The organism is Massilia sp. X63, assembly GCF_041023745.1.
Taxonomy (GTDB): domain Bacteria; phylum Pseudomonadota; class Gammaproteobacteria; order Burkholderiales; family Burkholderiaceae_D; genus Telluria.
This window is the reverse complement of record NZ_JBFTEF010000004.1, coordinates 198,092-219,004: the sequence shown is the minus strand read 5'-3', so window position 1 is coordinate 219,004 and position 20,913 is coordinate 198,092. Positions and strand designations below refer to the sequence as shown.

The window sequence follows — 20,913 nt, the reverse complement described above, 5'->3', positions numbered from 1 at the left end:
TATTGGTCATAAATTATGACTAATAACGATTCCAATATCGGCGCGCCCGTGCGCTTGCCTGGACGACGGCGCCGCCACCGACTCAGGAGACCTCGATGAGCATCTTGAAAGTCCGGCCAGTCTGCGCGGCCGTCTTGCTGTTGTGCGCCCATGCCGGCCATGCCGCCGCCCAGAACGCCCCGCAGACGACGCCGGCGCAATCCGGCCAGGCCGGCCAGCCCACCGCCGAGGGCAGCGCGCGCGAGTCGGTGCAGGAGAGCGCGCCGGAGGCGACGGCGACCCCGGCGCCGGCCGGCGGCGGCATCGCGACGGTGACCGTGAGCGGCATCCGCAGCAGCATCCGTTCGGCCGAACAGATCAAGCGCGACAGCGAGCAGGTGGTGGATTCGATCAATGCCGACGACATCGGCAAGTTCCCCGACCGCGCAGCCGGCGACGCCCTGCAGCGCATCGCCGGCGTGCAGGTGGGCCGCGACCGCGGCGAGACCAGCACCGTGATCATCCGCGGCCTGCCGGACGTCGCCACCACCATCGAGGGCAACGAGATTTTCACCGGCACCGGGCGCCGCCTGTCCTACCAGGACCTGCCGGTGCAGTCGATCGCCGGGCTGGACGTGTATAAATCGGCCACCGCCAACCAGTTCGAAGGCGGTATCGCCGGCGCGGTCAACATCCGCCTGCGCGCGCCCTTCGACTTCAAGGGCTACACCGTCACCGGCTTCCTGGAAAACCGCCGCACCTACGTCGAGGGCAGCGAAGCGACCAAGGAAAAGAACAATCCGGGCGGCGGGCTGTTGCTGAGCAACCGCTGGAATACCCGACACGGCGAGATCGGCGTGCTGGTGGACGTGGCCTACAACAAGGACCACTGGGCCTATCCGGTGCAGTGGGTCGACCGGCCCGAGGGCGTGTATTCGGTCAGCCCGGACGGCACCGCCACCCGCCTGTACGGCGCGCTCGAACCGGCGCGCCCGGGCGACCGCCTGGGCGAACTGCCCAACATCGGCGGCATCTACAATGCCGGCGACCGCGAACGGGGCAGCGTGCACGCGGCCGTGCAGTGGAAGATCAATCCGGCCCTGGAAGCCAGCGCCCAATACCTGGGCACCGGCTACCGCGGGCGCAGCGAGGTCGACTACATCCTGAACATCGCCACCTGGGGCCCGCGCCTGACCAACGTCGTCATGGCGCCGCCGGGCGCCTATTGCAACACGCCGAACGGCGCGATCTGCCCGATCCAGTCGGCCAGCGTGGCCGCCAACCGCTTCGACGGCCCCTACGACTGGGATCCGTACACCGCGACCAGCACCTGGGGCGTCAAGGAGCGCACCGACACCCACTTTCTGAACTTCGGCCTGAAGTACCGCCAGGGCCCGCTCTCGCTAGACAGCAACCTGGCTTTCACCCGTTCGGACTTTATCAACGACACCGTGATCGTCGACCAGCAGATCCCGGGCGCCAGCTCGGCCGTCTACACCTACGGGCGCGACGGCCATGGGGGCTACAACGCCATCACCACGCCGACCAGCGGCAATCCGCTGCGCGACCCGCGCCAGTTCGTCCTGCGCGGCATGGTGCAGAACTGGGGCGAGTCGCGCGGCGAGCAGACCCAATTCCGCACCGACGCCGTGTACCGCCTTGGCGGCGACGGCTTCATCACGGCGCTGACCGGCGGCATCCGCCTGTCTTCGCGCGAAGTCGGTTTCCATGGCGGCGAGCGCGCCAACGACCTGCCGGATACGCGCGTGCGGCCGTCGCCGGTGGCGGCCTTCGGCCCGTCCTTCCAGACCCTGGTTCCCGGCCTGGACCGCCTGGGGGGACCGTGGATGACCCCATCGCGCGACTTCCTGATCTACAAGGCCGATACCGTGCGCGCTTTCTACGGCCAGCCGGCCGGACGCGTGGCGGACGACCCGATGCGCCTGTTCGAGCAGCGCGAGCGCACCGCCACGCTGCACCTGGGCGCGCGCTGGAAGGCCGCGCTGGGCGGCATCGGCGTGACCGGCAACGTCGGCGGCCGCCTGGTCAAGGTCGACCGCAAGCTGGAAGGCAATCGCCGCATCGGCGACGTCGTCACCCCGATCAGCGAGGACAGCGACGAGACCAACTTCCTGCCGAACGTGTCGGCGGTGGTCAACTGGAGCAATCGCCTGCAGTCGCACCTGAGCATCGGCAAGACCATCACCCGTCCCGAGTTCGCGCAGCTGAATCCGGCCCTGTCGCTGATTCCGCCGACCGTCAACGCACCGGGCACCGGCGCGGCCGGCAACCCGGAACTGGCGCCGACCAAGTCGGTGAACAGCGACGCCACGCTGGAGTATTATTTCCCCGACAATGGCTTTGCCCAGATCGCGCTGTTCCACCGCGACATCGACGGCTACCTGCAGAACTTCGAGCAGACCGAAACCATCAACGGCGTGAACTACCGCGTGACCCGCCCGCAGAACTCCGGCAAGGGCAAGCTCAAGGGCGCGGAATTCGGCATCCAGAAGTTCTTCGACTTCCTGCCCGGCGCCTGGAGCGGCCTGGGCGCGCAATTCAACTACACCTGGATCGACGGCGAGAACCAGACCAGGACCAGCCTGAACAGCGGCAGCTATACCACCACCCCGATGGTCGGCGTGGCGCGCCAGAGCTACAATTTCGCGCTGCTGTACGAGCGCGGCGGCTGGACCGGGCGCCTGGCGGCCACCCGGCGCGGCAAGTTCGTCGAGCAGATCGCCGAGCCGCGCTTCGGCCAGGACCGCATCGTCAAGGCCTCGACCTACGTCGACCTGAGCATCGGCTACGCGCTGACGCCGAACCTGACATTGAACTTCGACGCGATCAACCTGACAAAGGAACGCTACGAGAGCTACCTGGGCGACCCGATCCGTCCGCGCGACATCCGTTACACGCCGACCACCTATGGGCTGAGCCTGCGTTATCAAAAGTAGATGCGCCGATGTAAGGACACGAGCATGCTGAAGACCTACTGCAATCCGGTCTATCCGGAGATCATGGCCGATCCCTTCGTGCTCAAGCACGAAGGGCGCTATTACGCCTACGGCACCGCGCCGGCGGGGCCGGGCGGCGGGCGCTTTCCGGTGCTGGTGTCGAACGACCTGGTCGATTGGCACCGCGCCGGCTACGCCATCTCCGCCCCGGGCGACGAGCACTTCTGGGCCCCGGAGGTCGCCCACAGCGAAGGCAAGTTCTGGATGTACTACTCGCGCGGCGACGAAGAGGGCAAGCACCAGAAGCTGCGGGTGGCGGTGGCCGACAACCCGGTCGGCCCCTTCGTCGAGCAGGGCCTGCTCCTGGTACCCGGCCTGCAGTTCTCGATCGACGCCCACCCGTTCCGCGACCGCGACGGCCAGTGGTACCTGTACTACTGCGTCGATTTCCTCGAGCTGGAAGACGAGCACCGGATCGGCACCGGGATCGTGGTCGACCGCCTGGTGGCGATGGACCGGCTGGCGGGCGAGCCGCGCACGGTGGCGCGCCCGCACGCCGACTGGCAGCTGTTCAAGCGCCAGCGCGCGATGTACGACGCGGTGTACGATTGGCACACGGTGGAAGGCGCCTCGGTGCTGGTGCATGGCGGGAAGTACTACTGCTTCTACAGCGGCGGCGCCTGGGAAAAGGAAAACTATGGCGTCAGCTACGTGGTGGCCGAGCACCCGCTGGGGCCTTTCACCCGCCCCGAGGGCAGCGACGAAGCGCTCCTGATGCGTTCGCGCCCCGGCAATGTGATCGGCCCCGGCCACAATTCGTTCACCACTTCGCCGGACGGCAGCCAGGACTGGATCGTCTACCACGCCTGGGACACCGCCATGACCGGGCGCCGCATGTGCATCGACCGCCTGGTCTGGGACGGCGGCCGGCCAACGACGGCCGGACCGAGCTTCACGCGCCAGCCGGCGCCGGCCGGACTGGTGCTGTAGCGCTCGCTAGGGCAGGACCGGCGTCAGGGCCGGCCGCCCCCCGAAGTGCGCGAGCAGGTTGTCGATCGCCAGCGCGCGCATGGCCTGGCGTGCTTCGTGGGTGAAGCTGCCGACGTGCGGCGTGAGCACCACGTTGTCGAGCGCCGCCAGGGCCGGCGGCAGGTTCGGCTCGTCCTCGAAGACGTCGAGCGCCGCCGCGCCCAGCCGCCCCGCGGCCAGGGCGTCGACCAGTGCCGCCTGGTCCACCACCGAGCCGCGCGCGATGTTGACCAGGCTGCCGTCCGGGCCGAGGGCGTCCAGCACCGCCGCATCGACCGCGTGCCGGGTGGCGGCGCCGCCCGGCGTGCACACCAGCAGGTAGTCGCTCTCGGCGGCCAGTGCCTGCAGCGAGGCAGTGCGCAGCGCCGGTTCCGGGCCCGCGCTGCGCTGGAAGTAGCGGATCGCCATGCCGAAGGCGCGCAGGCGCGTGGCGACCGCCTGGCCGATGCGGCCGTAGCCGTAGATGCCGGCCACCTTGCCGCGCAGGCTGCGTGCCGGAAGAAGGGGGCGCTTTGCGGCCCAGTGGCCGGCGCGGACGTAGCGGTCCAGTTGCGGCAGGCGGCGCGCGGCGGCCAGCAGCAGGGCGACGGCGAGGTCGGCCACGTCCTCGGTCAGGACGTCGGGGGTATTGGTCACGACGATGCCGCGCGCGTGCAGGGCCTGGATGTCGACGGCGTCCAGGCCGACGCCATGCACCGACACGATCTCGAGCAGCGGGAAGCGCGCCGCCAGCGCGGCGTCGATGCCGACCGTGCCGGTGGTGAGCACCCCGCGCACCTGCGCCGCCGCCGTCTCGAAGAAGGCCGCCGTTTCGGCCGGCGTCATGCGCGCCATCACGTGGCAGGCGAAGCGGGTCTCGAGGGCGGCCAGTAGCTCGTCGGGCCAGACGCTTCCGTAGACCGCAATCGGCGCTTTCATCGCGCTCCCTCCTTGTAGTTCCGATGGCGCATCGTACAGGTTTTTGCGGGGCAGACTGGCCGCGCGGCCGCTTGTACTCCATGCGCAACGCATTGCCTTTTCCGGCCGCCGCCACCAGACTCCAGGTCTTTCCGTTTCGAAACTGGAATACCGGCGTGCTGTGGTTCCAGCCCCTGTTCGTCCAGCTGTTCGGCGCCAGCGTGATGGCCCAGCCGGGTGCGCCGTGGCTGGTCAGCGTCTCGATCCCGCTTGGGGCGATCGTGTTCCTGGTGCGCGCCTCGAAGCGCGAGGCCGGGCTCGATGCCGCAGCCGGGCGCGCATCGGGCTCCTGAGTTTCAGGAGGCCACGGCCGCGGCCACGATGCCGCGCAGTTGCTCCAGCGGCATCGGCCGCGCCAGGTAATAGCCCTGGGCCTGGTCGCAGTGCGCCGCGCGCAGGAAGTCCAGCACCTCGCCGGTCTCGACCCCTTCGGCCACCACCGCCATGTTCAGCGCATGCGCCATGTCGACGAAGGCCTTCACGAAGGCGAAGGTGCTGACGTTTTCGTCCTGCTGCAGCACGAAGGAGCGGTCCAGCTTGAGCACGTCGATCGGGAAGCGGCGCAGGTAGGCCAGGCTGGAATAGCCGGTGCCGAAATCGTCCACCGCCAGGTGGATGCCGAGGCGCTTCAGTTCGCGCAGGGTCGAGGCGGTGTGCTCGATGTCCTCGATCAGCGCGCTCTCGGTCAGCTCCAGCTCCAGGCAGTCGGCCGGCAGGCCGGTGCCGGCCAGGGTCGCGCGCACCTCGGCGGCGAAGCCGGCCTGGGCCAGCTGGCGCGCCGACACGTTGACCGAGACCACCACCTTGCGTCCATGTTCGTCCATCAGCGCGCGGGTGCGGGTACAGGCTTCCTGCAGCACCCAGCGTCCGATCGCGACGATCAGGCCGGTTTCCTCGGCGATGCCGATGAACTGCTGCGGCGGGACCTGGCCGCGTTCCGGGTGGTTCCAGCGGATCAGGGCTTCCATGCCGTACAGCGTGGGGGCCGTGCCGTCGGCGCCCAGCGCGTAGCGCGGCTGGTAGTGCAGCTCGAACTCGCCGCGCGCCAGCGCCGGCCGCAGCGAAACCTCGAGCGCCATCCGGGCCCGGGTCGCCACCGCCATCTCGGGCTCGAAGAAACGGTAGCGGTTGCGCCCTGCGTCCTTGGCGCGGTACATCGCGGTGTCGGCCGTCTGGAACAGCAGTTCCCGGGTCGCGGCGTCCTGCGGGTACAGGCTGATGCCGATCGAAGCGCCGACGATCACGTCGCTGCCGCCCACCGTCACCGGGGCGGTGAGCACGTCGAGCAGCTTGTCGGCGATGCGCGCCGCCGCCGGCTGTCCGCTGGCGCAGTGGGCGGCCACCACGAATTCGTCGCCGCCGAGGCGGGCGATGATGTCGGTCGGGCGGATCACCCTGCGCAGGCGCGCCGCGACCTCGCACAGCAGCACGTCGCCCATCTCGTGGCCGAAGGAGTCGTTGACTTCCTTGAAGCGGTCGAGGTCGAGGAACATCACCGCCACCGAGGCGCCGTAGGGACAGGCATCCAGCATGTGCTGGATGCGCTCGCCCAGCAGGGCGCGGTTGGGCAGGCCGGTGAGGGTGTCGTGGGTGGCCAGCTCGCGCAGGCGGCTCTCGGCGGCCTTGCGCCCGGTGATGTCGGCCATCAGGCCGGTGAGCGAGAGCGCCCGGCCCTGCGCATCGCGCGTGGTGCTGCCGTTGAACAGCAGGTGGATATGGTGGCCGTGGCGGTGCCGCAGGACCGCTTCCACTCCCTGCACCGCGGCGGGCCCGTCGGCCGCGGTCTCGAGCCAGCCCCAGGGGAAGGACACGAACAGGTCCTCCAGGCGCAGCGCCAGCAGCATCTCGCGCGGGTAGCCCGACAGCGCGCACAGGGCCGGATTCACGTCCTGCAGCAGGCCCTCGCGGCCGGCCACCAGGTAGCCGGCCGGGGTCATCTCGATGACTTCGCGGAAGCGCTGCTCGCTCTCGCGCAGCGCATGCTGGGCTTCGCGCCTGGCGGTGATCTCGTGGAAGTACACCGAGATGCCGTCGTTGTGCGGGTAGACGCGCACCTCGACCCAGACCTGGCGCGGCTCCCAGAACTCCTCGAACGTATCCTGCTGGCGGCTTTCCATGGCGCGCTGGTAGCGTTGCAGGGATGGCGACTGCAGCAGGTCGGGAGCGATCTCCAGCAGCGGATGCCCGATCGCCCCGGCGGCGTCGACGCCGACGAAGTCGCCGGCCTTCTGGTTGGCGTAAGTCAGGCGCCAGGCGCCATCGATGGCGAAGAACGCGTCGCCGATACTCTCCAGCATGCTGTTGAGCGCCGCTTCGGAGCGCAGCAGGGCCTCGCGCGCCTGCTGCTGCCCGCTCACGTCGCGCGCGGTGACGAACATGCGCCCGTGCTGCGCCGACCAGCGCGCGGCGATCGACATCAGGAGCACGCTGCCGTCCTTGCGGCGCAGGCGCAGCTGCACGTCGGTGCGTTCCGGGTGTTCGGTCTGCAGGCTGGCGTCGATGGCGCCGGCCTTGTCGTAGTCGCCGGGATGGACCAGCACCGCGTAGTGCCGGCCGACCAGCTCGGCGGCCTCGTAGCCGAGCAGGGCGCCTGCCGCCGCGTTGACGCGGACGATCCTGCCGCCGCCGTCGTGCACCAGCATCAGGTCGAGTGCGTTCTCGATGAGGGCCGAGTTCTCTTCGGCGAGCAGGGCGAGCCTGTCGGCCGAAGCAGTGGAAATGTCGAAGCTGGTCACGGGTGTGGCGGCGGCGCCGCTGCTGGTAGGGGACGGGACTGTGGGGCGGGCCCCAGTATAACTATGTCCGTACAGCAATATCACCTGCCGAGGCGAAATAGCCACGCTCGTATAGACAACTTTATGCGCGGCCCGCGCTTCAATCGCCGGCGTCGTCGCGCTCGCGCTTCAGGGCCACGAAGTCGCGCTCGAACATCGCATGCAGTTCCTCGCGGGCGCGGCGCGCCATCGACACGTACTGGGCCCGGTCCTGGTAGTAGGGATAGACCTCGTGCACGCTCTTGAGGTTGTGCTCGCGGAAGCGCATGGCGGCCTGGCGCGCGAAGTAGGCGCCGAAACCGAGTTCCTCCATCGCCCGCCGGCCCAGCATCAGGGCCGATTCGAAGGTCTCGCGCTCGATCACCGTCACGCCCAGGTCCATCAGCTGGTAGTAATGGGTGACGTTGCGGGCGCGCGCCAGGATGGTCAGCTCGGGGAATTCGGCGCGCACCGCCGCCGCCAGCTTCAGGCTGTCGTCGATGCCGTCCACCGACAGCACCAGCGCGCGCGCATGGGCGGCGCCGGCCGCATGCAGCAGGTCGGTGCGGGTGGCGTCGCCATAGAAGACCTTGAAGCCGAACTCGCGCAGGGTGTCGATCTGGTCGGGGTCATGGTCGAGCATCGTCAGCGGCACCTGGTTGGCGTGCAGCAGGCGGCCGACGATCTGCCCGAAGCGGCCGAAGCCGGCGATGATGACGTGGTCGCGATTGCTCTCGATGTGGTCGGCAGCGCGCTGGTGGCGGCGCTGCCAGCGCGGCTCCAGCACCCGGTCGTACAGGATCAGGAGCAGGGGCGTGGCGATCATCGACAGCGCTACCACCACCACCAGGACCGACGCGGTCTCGGGGGCGAACACGCGCGCCGCGGCCGCCGCGCCGAACACCACGAAGGCAAATTCGCCGCCCTGGGACAGCAGGAAGGCGAACAGCACCCGCTGGCGTCCGCGCATGCCGAAGGGGCGCGCCAGCAGCCACAAGGCGGCCAGCTTGATGGCCTGGAAGGCGGCGGCGATCGCCAGTATGCGCCAGGGCTGGGCCAGGAACACGCCGAAGTCCACCGACATGCCGACCGCGATGAAGAACAGCCCGAGCAGCAGGCCCTTGAAGGGTTCCAGGTCGGTCTCGAGCGCGTGGCGGTATTCGGAATCGGCCAGCAGCACGCCGGCGATGAAGGCGCCCAGGGCCATCGACATGCCCACCCACTGCATCAGGAGCGAGATCGAGATCACCAGCAGCAGGGCAAAGGCGGTAAAGATCTCGCGCAGGCCGGTGCGGGCGATGAAGCGCAGCACCGGGCGCACCAGGAAGCGTCCGGCCAGCACCAGGCCGCCGATCACGGCCACGGTCTTGAGCGCGTCGCCCCAGCCGGCGGCGGGATGGGCCGCGGCCGCGCCCAGCACCGGGACCAGCGCGATCATCGGAATCGCCGCGATGTCCTGGAACAGCAGGATCGAAAACCCGGCCTGGCCGGCCGGGGTCGGGATCAGGTTGCGCTCCTGCATGGTCGTGAGCGCGATGGCGGTGGACGACAGCGACAGCCCGAGCCCCGCGATCAGCGCGATCTTCCAGTCGATGCCGGCCAGCAGCGCGGCGCCGGCCAGCAGGGCGCTCACGCCGCCCACCTGGGCCGCGCCCCAGCCGAAGATCGAGCGGCGCAGCGACCACAGGCGGCGCGGCTCGAGCTCCAGGCCGATCACGAACAGCAGCAGCACCACGCCAAATTCGGAGAAATGCAGGATGGTCTCGACCTCGCGGATCAGTCCGAGCCCCCAGGGCCCGATGGCAATCCCGGCCAGCAGGTAGCCGAGCACCGCGCCCAGCCCGAGGCGCTTGGCGACCGGCACCGCGATCACCGCGGCGGCCAGGTAGACCAGGGCGTTCAGCAGCAGGTCATGTTCCATGCGCGTCTCCGTTCTCCAGGGGGATGCCGGCGCGGCGCGCCAGCAGGGCGCGCAGCCGCGCGGCGTGCTGCGCGGCCGCCTCGGCGTCGGCGGGGCCCGCGCGCTCGGCGCCGTAGTACACGTGCGGCGCCAGCCAGTCCATGCCGCAGGCGCGGGCGGTCTGTTCGAGCGGCGCCAGGTAGTCCTCGATGGGGCGCGCATGGCGGCCGCCCGGCCGGTAGTCGTCGGGCGCGCCGGCGCAGGCCACGGCGGCAAACGCGGCCTTGCCGTGCAGGCGGCCGGGCGCTTGCGCCGCCCATTCGGGCTTGAACACCACGTCGAACCATTCCTTGAGCAGCGCCGGCATCGCATACCAGCCCAGCTGGAACACGAACACCACCAGCGGCGCCGCCTTGAGCAGCGCGCGTTCATGGCGTACGTCGATATAGAAGTCGGGATAGCGCTGGTACAGGTCGTGCACCTGGACGGCGGGCAGGCCGGCGACCGCCTCGACGACGCGGCGGCTGATGCGCGAGCGGTGCAGCGACGGGTCGGCGAAGACGACCAGGGCGCGAAGGTCGGTAGTCATGGCGATGCGCGCAGCGGGGCGCCGTGGATGGAAATAGAGAGATTGTACATTGCAAGAATGAAATGGTTGTGTCGTCGCTGCGTAAGTACATGACACAATGATGTTTCATCCTTGGCTTCGAGATATTACAATTGCTCGTCTACAAACCAACACCTTTCAGCATGGCGCATCCGGCAGCAGCAAGTACCCGGCCCTTCGCTCACGGCGCAGGCAATATCGGCAAGATGATCGACGACTTCGACTGGAGCGCCACCAGTCTCGGGCCCATCGCGGGCTGGCCCCCGCTCGTCCGCAACACGGTCGCGCTGATCCTGCGCTCGCCGGTCCCCATGGTCACCATGTGGGGCCAGGACGGCGTGATGATCTACAACGAGGGCTATGCGCGCATCGCCGCCGAGCGCCACCCGCAGCAGCTGGGTGTGCCGGTGCGCGACAGCTGGCCCGAGGAAGCCGCCTTCAACGACAATGTGATGCGGGTCTGCCTGGCTGGCGGCACGCTGTCCTACCAGGATGCCGAGCTGCTGCTGCGGCGCCACGGCCCGCCCGAGCAGGTCTGGTTGAGCCTCGACTATTCGCCCATCGTGGCCGAGGACGGCAGGGTGGCCGGCGTGCTGGCCCTGGTGGTGGAGACCACCGAGAAAGTGCGGGCCCAGCGCTACCTGGCCGGCGAGCAGGAGCGGCTGCGTGCGATGTTCGCCCAGGCGCCCGGCTTCATGGCCATGCTGGTCGGCCCGGAACACCGTTACGAACAGGTGAACCAGGCCTACCTCGGGCTGGTCGAGCGCGCCGACGTGGTCGGCCGCACGGTGCGCGAGGTGCTGCCGGAGGTCGCCGCGCAGGGCTTCCTGGCCCTGCTGGACCGGGTCTACGCGAGCGGCCAGTCGCATGCCGGGGACGAGACCGAGATCTGGCTGACCGGCGCCGACGGCGCCAGCCGCCGCCACTACCTCGACTTCGTGTTCCAGCCGGTGCGCGACGAGCAGGGCAAGGTGTTCGGCATCTTCGTCCAGGGCAACGACGTGAGCGAGCGGGTGCGCGCCGAGCGCGCCCTGCGCGACAGCGAAGCGCGCTTCCGCACCTTTGCCCAGGCGATGCCGAACCAGGTCTGGGCCGCCGACGCCAACGGGCAGCTGAACTGGTTCAACGATACCATCGTCGCCTACGCCGGCCTGCGCCACGAAGAACTGCTGGCCGACGGCTGGGGGCGCATGGTGCATCCGGGCGACCTGCACACGGTGCGCAGCCGCTGGACCGAATCGGTGGCCACCGGGATCGTGTTCGAGGCCGAGGTGCGGCTGCGCCGCCACGACGGCAGCTACCGCTGGCACCTGAACCGGGCGGTGCCGCTGCGCGGCGAGGAAGGGCAGGGCAAGGACCGCCAGCGCGGCCGGATCATCGGCTGGGTCGGCACCAATACCGACATCGAGGAGCAAAAGACCACGGCGCAGCGCTACGCCGCCCTGAACGACGACCTGCAGGGCCAGGTGGCCCTGCGCACGGCCGAACGCGACCGCATGTGGCGCCTGTCCAAGGACATTCTGCTGGTGTGCGGTTTCGACGGCAAGGTGGAGGCGGTCAGCCCGGCCTTCGGCGCCCTGCTGGGCTGGGGCGAGGCCGAGATCGTGGGCAAGAATTTCCTCGAGCTGGTGCACCAGGACGACCGCTCCGCCACCGTCGCCCAGATGGCGGCGCTGGGCCGCGGCGCCTACGTCAACAAGTTCGAGAACCGCTACCGGCGCAAGGACGGCGGCTGGTGCCTGCTGTCCTGGACCGCGGCCCCGGACGAGCGCTACGTGCATGCGATCGGGCGCGACATCACCGCCGACCGCGAGCAGCTCGAAACCATCCGCCGCACCGAGCTGGCGCTGCAGCAATCGCAGAAGATGGAGACCATCGGCAAGCTGACCGGCGGCGTGGCGCACGACTTCAACAACCTGCTGCAGATCATCTCGGGCAACCTGCAGCTGCTGCAGATGTCGGAGCTGGTGCGCGCCGGCGCCCATGCCGACTGCGCCCGCTGGATCGAGAACGCGCGCTCGGCGGTCGACAAGGGCGCCAAGCTGGCCAGCTACCTGCTGGCCTTCGGGCGCCGCCAGCCGCTCGAGCCGAAGGTGATCAAGATCAGCCGCCTGGTCGCCAACATGGAAGACCTGCTGCGCCGTTCGCTGGGCGAAGAGATCGAGACCGAGATGGTGATCTCGGGCGGCTTGTGGAATACCGCGGTGGACGTGACCCAGGTCGAGAACGCGCTGCTGAACCTGGCCATCAATGCGCGCGACGCCATGCGCGGCTGCGAGGGCGGCAGCGGGCGCCTGACCATCGAGGCCACCAATGCCGTGCTCGACGACCTGTACTGCCGCGCCCACGGCGACGTGATCCCGGGCCAGTACGTGATGCTGGCGGTGAGCGACACCGGCTGCGGCATGCCGCCGGAAGTGGCCGGCCGCGCCTTCGAACCCTTCTTCTCGACCAAGGAAGAAGGCAAGGGCACCGGCCTGGGCCTGTCGATGGTGTACGGCTTCGTGAAGCAGTCGGGCGGCCACGTCAAGATCTACAGCGAGGTCGGGCAGGGCACCACCGTCAAGCTTTATTTGCCGCGTTCTTCGGCCCAGGAGGAACCGATCGGGCCGGTGGAGCCGCAGCAGGCCGTGGGCGGCAGCGAGACCATCCTGGTGGCCGAGGACGACGAAGCGGTGCGCGCCACCGTGGTCGAGATGCTGAGCGGCCTGGGCTACCGGGTGCTGAAGGCATCGGACGCGGCCAGCGCGCTGGCCGTGATCGACAGCGGGGTGCCGGTCGACCTGCTGTTCACCGACGTGGTGATGCCGGGCAGCCTGCGCAGCCCCGAGCTGGCGCGCATGGCGCGCGAACGCCTGCCCAACCTGGCGGTGCTGTTCACCTCCGGCTATACCGAGAATTCGATCGTGCACGGCGGCCGGCTCGATCCGGGCGTCGAGCTGCTCGGCAAGCCGTACACGCGCGAGCGCCTGGCGCGCCGCATCCGCAAGGTGCTGGCCGGCCAGAAGCGGCAGGCCGAGGCGCCGGCGGCGCCGCCGTCAATCCCGCCGGCCGGCGGCCTGGCGATCGTGCTGGTCGAGGACGAGGAAAACATCCGCCTGAATACCGCGGCCCTGCTCGAGCACCTGGGCCACCGGGTGCAGTCGGCGCCGGACGCCGAAACGGCGCTGCCGCTGATCACGCCCGAGACCGACGTCCTGATCACCGACGTGCAGCTGCCCGGCATGTGGGGCGACGCCCTGGCCGCCCAGGCGCGCAGCAATGCGCCCGGCGTGCGCATCGTGTTCGCGACCGGCAACGGCGAGGTGGCCAACTGGCCGGACGCGCTGGTGCTGCGCAAGCCCTACGACCTGCAGAGCCTGATCCGGGTGCTGGGGCCGCAGGCGGCGGTGGCTTGAGCTCCCCGCTGGCCGCGCGCCCGGCGAGCAGGCTGTCGCGCGCGACCCGGGGGCACAGGAGGCCGGGCGGCGTCGACGCGCGCGGCTGTTACGTCCGGCGATCGACCAGCTTGATCATGCCCTTGGCGAGATAGAGAACGATCAGGATCCCGAGGACATCGCCGGTGAGCATGGCCGTGGCGGCAGTCCAGTCCACGATCCCGGAATGCATCCAGATGAACACCTGGTGCAACGCCGGGCTCATCACGCCACACAGTAAACCTGTGATCAAGAGCCGGTGCGCGGTGAGGTTCCCCAGCCGCGGACCCAGGTCGAACCATTGTTTCGCGAACAGATAAGCGAGGTAGGGCCCGGCTGCGCCCGCAACAGCACCCCACAGCGCGCGTGCCTGGTCCTGGAAAAGGAAATGTTCGAAGTTCAGGTAGATGCCGGCCGCCAGCAGGCCGACGAAGCCGGGAAAACCGAACAGGAGCGTCGCCAGGAGCCGCACGCCGGCTGGCAGGAAGACCCAGTTGATCCCGTTGCTTTGTTCAAACTGAATAAAAAGCAGCTCGTTGACCCAGTTCAGCCCGATAAATGAAACTGCCGTGATGCTTGCCGTACTCAGGTCTTGCACGGTGCTGTGTTTCTGGGAAAGCATTGTCGCTAAGCTCATGTTGTTGCATTCAGGTATTTTAGCCCTTCCGTCCGCTCGTTCGACCGGCGCTTGCCTGCCTCTGCGGGACAGCGCGGTCCTACACCGGGAACCGGCACGGGCCTATTCGTGCGCGGTCGCCCCGGTACTATCATCAGGACCTGATTCCATGACCAGGAGGCCAGCATGTCGATGCAAAGCGAAGGCAAGGACGCCAAGGGGCGCAACTATCACCAGAGCACCAAGGACGGCACCGGCAGCGCCGCCAGCGTCGGGACCGGCGGCACTGGGGACATCGGCGCCATGGGCAGCGACAGCCCGGGTAGCCAGCAGTCGGCCAGCCGGACCGACGACCTGCTGGCCGGCAACACTACCGACCAGGAAGCCGACCAGGTCTTCAGCGGGGGCAGCGATCGCGGGCAGATCCAGACCGGGATGGAAGGCATCGCCGACAAGGGCGGCAACCGGCAATCCGGCCAGCAGCCCGGCCAGCAGCCCGGTCAGCAGTTGAGTCGGCAGTCGGGTCGACCATCCAGCCAGCAGAAGGCCATGCCGAGCGGCCAGACCGATGGGGACCAGTACGACCAGGGGACCGCGCCGCGCGAGCCCTGAACGATCCGCTGTGTGCGGCAGGCATGGCCGGGCGCCGGTGCGTTCTCAGCCCGTGCGCGCCAGGCGCGTCGCCGCCACGTCCTCGATGAAACGGGCCGTGCGTTCCGGCTGGGTCACCGGCAGCATGTGGCCGCCCTCGACCAGTTCCAGGCGCGCACCGGCGACCTTGTCGGCCAGCGCCTGGCCGTTGGCGCGCCAGTCGAGGATGCGGTCGTCGCGACCGAACAGGATGTGCAGCGGAATCCGCAGCGCGGCCAGGTCGGCGTAGCGCCGCTCCAGTCCCGGCATGTGGCCGGCCAGGGCTTGCAGGTCGGCCGAGCTGGCCAGGAACTGGCCGGGGCGCAGGCCGAGCAGGCCGCCGCCGCGGGTCGCGAAGTCGGCCGGCGCCTGCTCCGGGCCGAACACTTCTTTCAACACGCCCTTGCTGGCCACGATGCCGAGCGGGAGCGCGAGCGTCGCCGCGAACAGGCGCTGCAGCCAGGCGGTTTCGATGGTCAGCGCGCGGAAGGCCGGCGGCACCTGTTGCGGCGCATGGGTCAGCGGCGCCACCAGGGCGAGCGCGCCGACCCGGCCTGGATGCTCGAGCGCCAGCGTGAGCGCGGTGGCGCCGCCCAGCGAATGGCCGACCACGGTCGGGTGCTCCAGCCCGAGTTCGGCGATGAGGGCGGCGAGGGCGCGCGCCTGGGTCGACAGGTCGGCCGGCACGCCGTCCGGGCGGGTCGAATAGCCGGAGCCGGGACGGTCCACGGTGACCACGCGGTAGCGCTTGCTCAGCGCGCGCAGCGCGTCGTAGTGGAAGTGCCCCATCTGGCCGCCCAGGCCGTGGATCATCAGGAGCGCCGGGCCGCGCCCTTCGTCGCGCACGTGCAGGCGCACGCCCTCGACCTTCACGAAGCTGCCGCCAGGCGGCAGGACGGCTTCGATGCGGCGCGCCGTGCGGCGGCTGAACACGGCCAGCAGGAGCAGCAGCAACGCGATGCCGCCGAGGAGGTACAGCAGCAGTTCCAGGCTCATGTGCCGGTCGCTTTCTTCAGGATTTTCCAGTAGTGGACGGGGCTCAGGCGTTCGAGCAGGGCCACGAACCTGGCGTCGTTGCCGACCAGGATGCGGGCCTGGCGGCGCTCGATGCCGCGCACGATGATCTCGCCGGCCTGCTCGGGCGGCATGCGCAGCAGGCGCTGGGCGATCGCGCGGCCGCGCTCGGCCTCGCCCTGCGGCGTCCCGGCGGGGACCCGTGCGTTGCTGGCGATCGCGGTGGCCACGCCGCCCGGATGCACCACGCTGACGGCCACGCTGCTGCCCTCGAGTTCGTGGCGCAGGGCGTTGCTGAAGCCGCGCACCGCGAACTTGCTGGCCGCGTAGGCGCTCTGGCCGGGCGGCGCGACGATGCCATAGATGCTCGAGACGTTGACGATGCGGGCGTCGTCGCTGGCGCGCAGTTGCGGCAGGAAGGCGCGGATCATGCGCACCACGCCGTGGAAGTTGATCTCCATGAGCCAGTCGAAATCGTCTTCGCCGACCTGCTCGAAAGTCCCGCCGAGCGCGACCCCGGCGTTGTTGAGCAGCAGGTCGACCCGGCCGTGCGCCTGCATGACCTGTGGCGGCAGGGCGCGCACGGCCGCGCGGTCGGCCACGTCCAGCGCGTGGCTGGAGGCGCGCACGCCGAGTTGGCGCGCCGCCTGCGCGCAGCGCGCCGCGGCGGCGGCGTCGATGTCGGCCAGCGCCAGGTGGCAGCCGCGCCGCGCCAGGGCCAGGGCGGTGGCGCGGCCGATCCCGCCGCCGGCGCCGGTGACCACCGCGACACGATTCGCGAGCTTCATGGCAGCGCTCCCGGCGCACCGAAGCGCAAGACCCCGTCGTCGATGCGCCCGAGGCGGATGGTCAACAGGTCGCGCAGGTAGTTCTGGTAGACCCGCCAGGGCTTGCGCGCGCCCTGCTTGGGCAGCAGCTGGCTGGCGCGCTCCACATAGCCCGAGCTGAAGTCGAGGAAGGGCGCCTCCGGCACCGAGGGGTCGCGCGGCGCCACCGCGATCGCCTGGCCGTGGGCGTCCATGTAGCGCAGCAGGCGGCACACCCAGCCCGCCGTGAGGTCGGCCTTCAGGGTCCAGGAAGCATTGGTGTAGCCGAAGGCCAGTGCGCAATTGGGCACGCCGCTCAGCATCATGCCCTTGTAGGTCATGGCCTGGCTCGGATCGAGTACCTTGCCGTCCACGACCAGGGTAGCGCCGCCGAACAGCTTCAGGGTCAGGCCGGTGGCCATTACCACGACGTCGGCGGCCAGCTCGCGGCCCGACTGCAGCCGGATGCCGCCCGGGGTGAAGCAGGCGATGCGGTCGGTCACCACTTCGGCGCGGCCGGCGCGGATCGCCGCGAACAGGTCGCCGTCCGGCGCCACGCAGACGCGCTGGTCCCAGGGTTTGTAGCCGGGCGCGAAGTGGGCGGCGGCGGCTTCGCGCGAGCCGAGCTGCTGTCCGGCCATCTCGACGATCTTGCGCTTGACCAGTTCCGGCCGGCTGCGCGCGAGCCAGTACAGGAACATGCTCTCGCCGATCAGGCGCCAGCGCGTCAGGGCGTAGGCCAGGCGCTCCGGGAACAGGGCGCGCATGCGCTGCGCGAAGCCGTAGCGCGCGGGGCGCGCGACCACGTAGGTGGGCGAGCGCTGCAGCATGGTGACGTGGGCGGCGCGCTCGGCCATGGCCGGCACCACGGTCACCGCGGTGGCGCCGCTGCCGATGACCACCACCTTCTTGCCGGTGTAGTCGAGGTCCTGCGGCCAGAACTGCGGCTGCACGATCCGGCCGGCGAAACCGTCTTCGCCCTCGAAGCGCGGGCGGTAGGCCTCGTCGTAGCTGTAATAGCCGCTGCACAGGTACAGGAAGCGCGCCCGCAGGCTGCGCAGCTCGCCGCCCGCGAGCCGGGCCTGCACGGTCCACAGCGCTTCTTGCGAGCACCAGCTCGCGCCCACCACCTTGTGGCCGAAGCGGATGTGCGGCCCGATGCCGTGCTCGCGGGCGGTCGCGCGCACATAGTCGAGGATGGCCGGGCCGTCGGCGATCGCCTTGGCCTCCAGCCAGGGACGGAAGGAATAACCGAGGGTGTACATGTCGGAATCGGAGCGGATGCCGGGATAGCGGAACAGGTCCCAGGTGCCGCCGATGGCCTCGCGCGCCTCGAGGATGGCGTAGCGCTTGCCGGGGCAGCTGCGCTGCAGCGCGGCGGCCGCGCCGATGCCCGACAGTCCGGCGCCGACGATCAGGATGTCCAGCGGCGCATCCGGGGCCGGCTCGGTGGATGCGCAGGGTGCTGCGGGTCGATGCATGATGTCTCGTATGTTTTCTGCTTATACTGACACTCTACATTGTCAAAATTCGCGTGACAAGTTTCTGTGTAGAATGTCGGCATGAAAGCAGAGCTCACCACCTCCCGATCCTACCGCGGGATGTCGCAGGAAGCCCGGCGCGCCGAGCGCCGCGCGCGCCTGATCGCGGCCGCCATCGCCGTCTATGGCGAGCGCGGCTACCACCAGGCCACCGTGAAGGCGGTCTGCGAGGCGGCCGGGCTGACCGAGCGCTACTTCTACGAATCCTTCGCCAACAGCGAAGCGCTCTTGATCGATTCCTTCAATACCGTCACCTATTCGGTGCTGGGCGAGATCACCCAGGCCGCGCGCGCAGCCGGCCGCGGGCGCATCGCGCGCTCGCGCGCCATGCTGCACGCCTACTTCTCGGCGCTGCAGCGCGAGCCGCAGTCGGCGCGCGTGTTCCTGGTCGAGATCCGCGGCGTCAGCCGGGCGGTGGACCTGGCCTTCGACGCGGCCTTGCGCGCGATCGGGCGCGAGGTGGCGCGCATCGTCGCGCCGCCGGACGCACCGGACGACCAGCTGCTGCAGGCCGGCGTGGTCGGCGGCGTGATCCACATCGCGCTGCGCTGGATCGACGACGGCTACCTGCCATCCATCGAGCGCGTGGTCGATACCGCGCTGCGGCTGGGCACGGTGCTGTCGGCTGCGCCGCGGCCGCGGCAGCGGGCAGCCTAGAGCGGGTGGCCCAGAGCGGCGGCCTAGAATGGGCTGCGGCTGATTTCCTCGATGGTCGCCCGGACCACGGCTTCGAAGGCCGCCAGGTCGGTCTTCGCATCCACCTGGGCCAGCATGCGGCGCGCCAGTTCGTTGTTGCGCGCGCCCGTGTAGGCGAGGATCCAGGCTTCGCGTTCGCACAGGATCCTGTAAAAGACGGCCGACACTGCGACCTTGTTGCGCACGACCAGTGCATCCTCTCCCTGCGCGCCCACCATGATCGCCAGCGCCGCTTCCTCGCGCGTGATGATGCCCCTGTCGATCGCATCGGTCCACCAGGCGTGGCCCCCGACGTCGGGGCTGCGGTTGAACAGGGTGCGGTAGACGCCTTCGACGAATTGCGCGTTGCCCCCGGGGTAGAGTTCCTGCGATTCCGTGCTGACCGAGAAGCTGTGGAGCACGTAGCGCACGCCGCCGTTGGCGCGGTATTGGCGCCACAGCTCGGCGGTGTCGGTGGCCGCCCTCGCCACCTCGAACTGGCGGTTCCAGAACGCCAGGCCGGGCGGTTCGGCGGGGCGGCCGAAGTAGGCGATGTAGATATGGTGGATGGCGGTGGCGTACTGGTCTTCGGCGACCGTCATCGCCGGCGCCGATGCGACCAAGGCCGCGGTGCGGCTCGTGGCGGCGGCGGGAGCCGGGTCGTCGCTGCCGCACCCGGTCAAGGCGAGTGACAGGGTGAGGGGTAGGGCGAGGGCGGAGCGCGCCCGAAGGCCGCGCGCGGTCGGCGTGCTGTGCTTGTGCATGGCGTCATGGCGGAGAGTGGTGGTGCGAGAAAGTATACCGCCGGGTCCGCCGCGCCGCGCCTTACCGATGGCCTAGGCGGGCGGGAGTATGCGTCGCGCATGGACGCCTTCGTCCAAATGAAAAACCCGGCCGAGGCCGGGTTGGGAAGGGGCTGCGCTGCTTAGAACTGGAAGGCCACGCCCGCGCTCAGGTTCGTCGCGTCGCTGGCCGGTTTCTGCACTTCGACGCGGGCCGCGACGGCCGGGGTGATCGCGTAGCTCATGCCGATGCCGTACAGGGCCTTGGTGTCGGAGTCCTTGGCGGTGTAGACGTTCGAGCTGACCCGTCCTTCCAGGCGGTTGACGCCGAGGCGGCCGTAGACACTGAGGTTCTCGGCCACCGGCAGGCTGCCGACCAGCGACAGGGCGGCCTGGTTGACGCGCACATTGGTGTCGTAGGCGCCGAAGCCGTAGTCGGTCTCGGCCAGGCGGCGGTAGCCGGCTTCGATGGCGACGTTCTGGTGGAAGTTGTAGCCGACGAAGGCGCCGACGCTGGTGTCATGGCCCGAAATGTCGTCGATCTTGGTGCGGCCGACGTCGGCGCCGGCGTAGAAGCTGCCCGGTTGCGCGGCGAAGGCTGCCGAGGAGACGATGACGAGGGCTGCTGCTGCGATGTGCTTGATCATGGTGATGCTTCTTTCTGTGGTTATCGCTGGTATGCTCAGAACTGGAAGGCGACGCCGGCGCTTACATTGGTGCCGTCGCTGGCAGGCTTCTGCACTTCGAGGCGGGCCGACACGGCCGGGGTGAAGGCGTAGCTCAGGCCGACCCCGTACAGGGCCTTGGTAGTCGATTCCTTGCTGTCGTAGGCGGGCGAGCTGAGCTTGGCTTCCAGGCGGTTGACGCCGAGACGGCCGTACAGGCTGAAGCTTTCACCGATCGGCATGCTGCCGACCAGCGACAGGTGCGCCTGGTCGACCTTGACGCTGCCGTTGTCGATCGCGCCGCCATAGCTCATCACGCCGATGTCGTAGTCGCCCAGGCGACGGTAGCCGCCTTCGACCGCGAAGTTCTGGCTCAGGTTGTAGCCGACGAAGGCGCCGACGCTGGTGTCGCGCTTGGAGAAGTCGTCGACCTTGGTCTTGCCGACGTCGGCGCCGGCGTAGAAGGTATTCGGTTGGGCGGCAAAGGCTGCCGAGGACGCGAGGACCAGGGCGGTCGCGGCTGCGATTTTCTTGAACATGTTATGTGCCTTTATGCTGGTAGTGCGCTGGGGCTCATTCCCGAGCG

General features: G+C 69.5%; 17 protein-coding genes. 6 read left to right on the top strand and 11 right to left on the bottom strand.

Going from position 1 to position 20,913, the window contains the following annotated elements; genetic code table 11:
* The first annotated feature begins 95 nt into the window (after positions 1-95).
* A complete protein-coding gene (locus AB3347_RS10360) occupies positions 96-2,936 on the top strand; it encodes a TonB-dependent receptor (RefSeq protein ID WP_369091712.1) in 2,841 nt (946 codons plus the stop codon).
* A 24-nt stretch (positions 2,937-2,960) separates the two neighbouring features.
* On the top strand, positions 2,961-3,926 hold the full coding sequence (locus AB3347_RS10355; protein WP_369091711.1) for a glycoside hydrolase family 43 protein: 966 nt from the start codon (positions 2,961-2,963) through the stop codon (positions 3,924-3,926).
* Positions 3,927-3,932: 6 nt separating this feature from the next.
* On the opposite strand, the gene AB3347_RS10350 is transcribed toward AB3347_RS10355, so the two are convergent.
* Positions 3,933-4,883 (bottom strand): NAD(P)-dependent oxidoreductase, encoded by a 951-nt coding sequence (locus AB3347_RS10350; protein ID WP_369091710.1) that lies wholly within the window; start codon positions 4,881-4,883, stop codon positions 3,933-3,935.
* Between the two features lie 155 nt (positions 4,884-5,038).
* Between AB3347_RS10350 and AB3347_RS10345 the strand changes: the two genes are divergently transcribed.
* Entirely contained in the window at positions 5,039-5,215 is a 177-nt protein-coding gene (locus AB3347_RS10345) for a hypothetical protein (RefSeq protein WP_369091709.1), read from the top strand.
* A gap of 3 nt (positions 5,216-5,218) precedes the next feature.
* Here AB3347_RS10345 and AB3347_RS10340 read toward each other — a convergent pair whose 3' ends face one another.
* From AB3347_RS10340 to AB3347_RS10330, 3 genes are all read right to left on the bottom strand, one after another.
* Positions 5,219-7,657 (bottom strand): EAL domain-containing protein, encoded by a 2,439-nt coding sequence (locus AB3347_RS10340; RefSeq protein WP_369091708.1) that lies wholly within the window; start codon positions 7,655-7,657, stop codon positions 5,219-5,221.
* A gap of 139 nt (positions 7,658-7,796) precedes the next feature.
* Positions 7,797-9,596, bottom strand: a complete 1,800-nt coding sequence (kefC, locus tag AB3347_RS10335; protein ID WP_369091707.1) for a glutathione-regulated potassium-efflux system protein KefC — start codon at positions 9,594-9,596, stop codon at positions 7,797-7,799.
* On the bottom strand, positions 9,586-10,164 hold the full coding sequence (locus AB3347_RS10330) for an NAD(P)H-dependent oxidoreductase (RefSeq protein WP_369091706.1): 579 nt from the start codon (positions 10,162-10,164) through the stop codon (positions 9,586-9,588). Before AB3347_RS10330 ends, kefC begins: the two co-directional genes overlap by 11 nt.
* Before the next feature lie 224 nt (positions 10,165-10,388).
* Here AB3347_RS10330 and AB3347_RS10325 point away from each other — a divergent pair, with 224 nt between their 5' ends.
* On the top strand, positions 10,389-13,580 hold the full coding sequence (locus tag AB3347_RS10325) for a PAS domain S-box protein (RefSeq protein WP_369091705.1): 3,192 nt from the start codon (positions 10,389-10,391) through the stop codon (positions 13,578-13,580).
* 88 nt (positions 13,581-13,668) lie between these two features.
* Here AB3347_RS10325 and AB3347_RS10320 read toward each other — a convergent pair whose 3' ends face one another.
* Positions 13,669-14,235 (bottom strand): hypothetical protein, encoded by a 567-nt coding sequence (locus AB3347_RS10320; protein WP_369091704.1) that lies wholly within the window; start codon positions 14,233-14,235, stop codon positions 13,669-13,671.
* A 165-nt stretch (positions 14,236-14,400) separates the two neighbouring features.
* Here AB3347_RS10320 and AB3347_RS10315 point away from each other — a divergent pair, with 165 nt between their 5' ends.
* Positions 14,401-14,826, top strand: coding sequence for a hypothetical protein (locus AB3347_RS10315; protein ID WP_369091703.1), 426 nt, complete (start codon positions 14,401-14,403; stop codon positions 14,824-14,826).
* Between the two features lie 45 nt (positions 14,827-14,871).
* Here AB3347_RS10315 and AB3347_RS10310 read toward each other — a convergent pair whose 3' ends face one another.
* The 3 genes from AB3347_RS10310 to AB3347_RS10300 are packed head-to-tail and all read right to left on the bottom strand — an operon-like array spanning position 14,872 to position 18,145.
* Positions 14,872-15,840 (bottom strand): alpha/beta fold hydrolase, encoded by a 969-nt coding sequence (locus tag AB3347_RS10310; protein ID WP_369091702.1) that lies wholly within the window; start codon positions 15,838-15,840, stop codon positions 14,872-14,874.
* Complete coding sequence (locus tag AB3347_RS10305) at positions 15,837-16,646, bottom strand: SDR family NAD(P)-dependent oxidoreductase (protein ID WP_369091701.1); 810 nt, start codon at positions 16,644-16,646, stop codon at positions 15,837-15,839. Before AB3347_RS10305 ends, AB3347_RS10310 begins: the two co-directional genes overlap by 4 nt.
* Entirely contained in the window at positions 16,643-18,145 is a 1,503-nt protein-coding gene (locus tag AB3347_RS10300; RefSeq protein ID WP_369091700.1) for a flavin-containing monooxygenase, read from the bottom strand. Before AB3347_RS10300 ends, AB3347_RS10305 begins: the two co-directional genes overlap by 4 nt.
* Before the next feature lie 81 nt (positions 18,146-18,226).
* On the opposite strand from AB3347_RS10300, the gene AB3347_RS10295 reads away from it, so the two are divergent.
* Positions 18,227-18,862 (top strand): TetR/AcrR family transcriptional regulator, encoded by a 636-nt coding sequence (locus AB3347_RS10295; protein ID WP_369091699.1) that lies wholly within the window; start codon positions 18,227-18,229, stop codon positions 18,860-18,862.
* 23 nt (positions 18,863-18,885) lie between these two features.
* Here the strand turns inward: AB3347_RS10295 and AB3347_RS10290 are convergent, their stop codons facing one another.
* From AB3347_RS10290 to AB3347_RS10280, 3 genes are all read right to left on the bottom strand, one after another.
* Positions 18,886-19,644 (bottom strand): DUF4214 domain-containing protein, encoded by a 759-nt coding sequence (locus AB3347_RS10290; protein WP_369091698.1) that lies wholly within the window; start codon positions 19,642-19,644, stop codon positions 18,886-18,888.
* 161 nt (positions 19,645-19,805) lie between these two features.
* On the bottom strand, positions 19,806-20,309 hold the full coding sequence (locus AB3347_RS10285) for an outer membrane beta-barrel protein (protein ID WP_369091697.1): 504 nt from the start codon (positions 20,307-20,309) through the stop codon (positions 19,806-19,808).
* A gap of 35 nt (positions 20,310-20,344) precedes the next feature.
* Entirely contained in the window at positions 20,345-20,866 is a 522-nt protein-coding gene (locus AB3347_RS10280; RefSeq protein WP_369091696.1) for an outer membrane beta-barrel protein, read from the bottom strand.
* Positions 20,867-20,913: the final 47 nt, after the last annotated feature.

Bases quoted from the DNA above. Each gene is read 5' to 3' on its own strand.
- AB3347_RS10305 (WP_369091701.1), bottom strand. From the start codon at position 16,646: ATGAAGCTCGCGAATCGTGTCGCGGTGGTCACCGGCGCCGGCGGCGGG.
- AB3347_RS10330 (WP_369091706.1), bottom strand. From the start codon at position 10,164: ATGACTACCGACCTTCGCGCCCTGGTCGTCTTCGCCGACCCGTCGCTG.
- AB3347_RS10350 (WP_369091710.1), bottom strand. From the start codon at position 4,883: ATGAAAGCGCCGATTGCGGTCTACGGAAGCGTCTGGCCCGACGAGCTA.
- AB3347_RS10325 (WP_369091705.1), top strand. From the start codon at position 10,389: ATGATCGACGACTTCGACTGGAGCGCCACCAGTCTCGGGCCCATCGCG.
- AB3347_RS10300 (WP_369091700.1), bottom strand. From the start codon at position 18,145: ATGCATCGACCCGCAGCACCCTGCGCATCCACCGAGCCGGCCCCGGAT.
- AB3347_RS10280 (WP_369091696.1), bottom strand. From the start codon at position 20,866: ATGTTCAAGAAAATCGCAGCCGCGACCGCCCTGGTCCTCGCGTCCTCG.
- AB3347_RS10290 (WP_369091698.1), bottom strand. From the start codon at position 19,644: ATGCACAAGCACAGCACGCCGACCGCGCGCGGCCTTCGGGCGCGCTCC.
- AB3347_RS10310 (WP_369091702.1), bottom strand. From the start codon at position 15,840: ATGAGCCTGGAACTGCTGCTGTACCTCCTCGGCGGCATCGCGTTGCTG.
- AB3347_RS10285 (WP_369091697.1), bottom strand. From the start codon at position 20,309: ATGATCAAGCACATCGCAGCAGCAGCCCTCGTCATCGTCTCCTCGGCA.
- AB3347_RS10360 (WP_369091712.1), top strand. From the start codon at position 96: ATGAGCATCTTGAAAGTCCGGCCAGTCTGCGCGGCCGTCTTGCTGTTG.
- AB3347_RS10355 (WP_369091711.1), top strand. From the start codon at position 2,961: ATGCTGAAGACCTACTGCAATCCGGTCTATCCGGAGATCATGGCCGAT.
- AB3347_RS10315 (WP_369091703.1), top strand. From the start codon at position 14,401: ATGTCGATGCAAAGCGAAGGCAAGGACGCCAAGGGGCGCAACTATCAC.
- AB3347_RS10295 (WP_369091699.1), top strand. From the start codon at position 18,227: ATGAAAGCAGAGCTCACCACCTCCCGATCCTACCGCGGGATGTCGCAG.
- kefC (WP_369091707.1), bottom strand. From the start codon at position 9,596: ATGGAACATGACCTGCTGCTGAACGCCCTGGTCTACCTGGCCGCCGCG.
- AB3347_RS10320 (WP_369091704.1), bottom strand. From the start codon at position 14,235: ATGAGCTTAGCGACAATGCTTTCCCAGAAACACAGCACCGTGCAAGAC.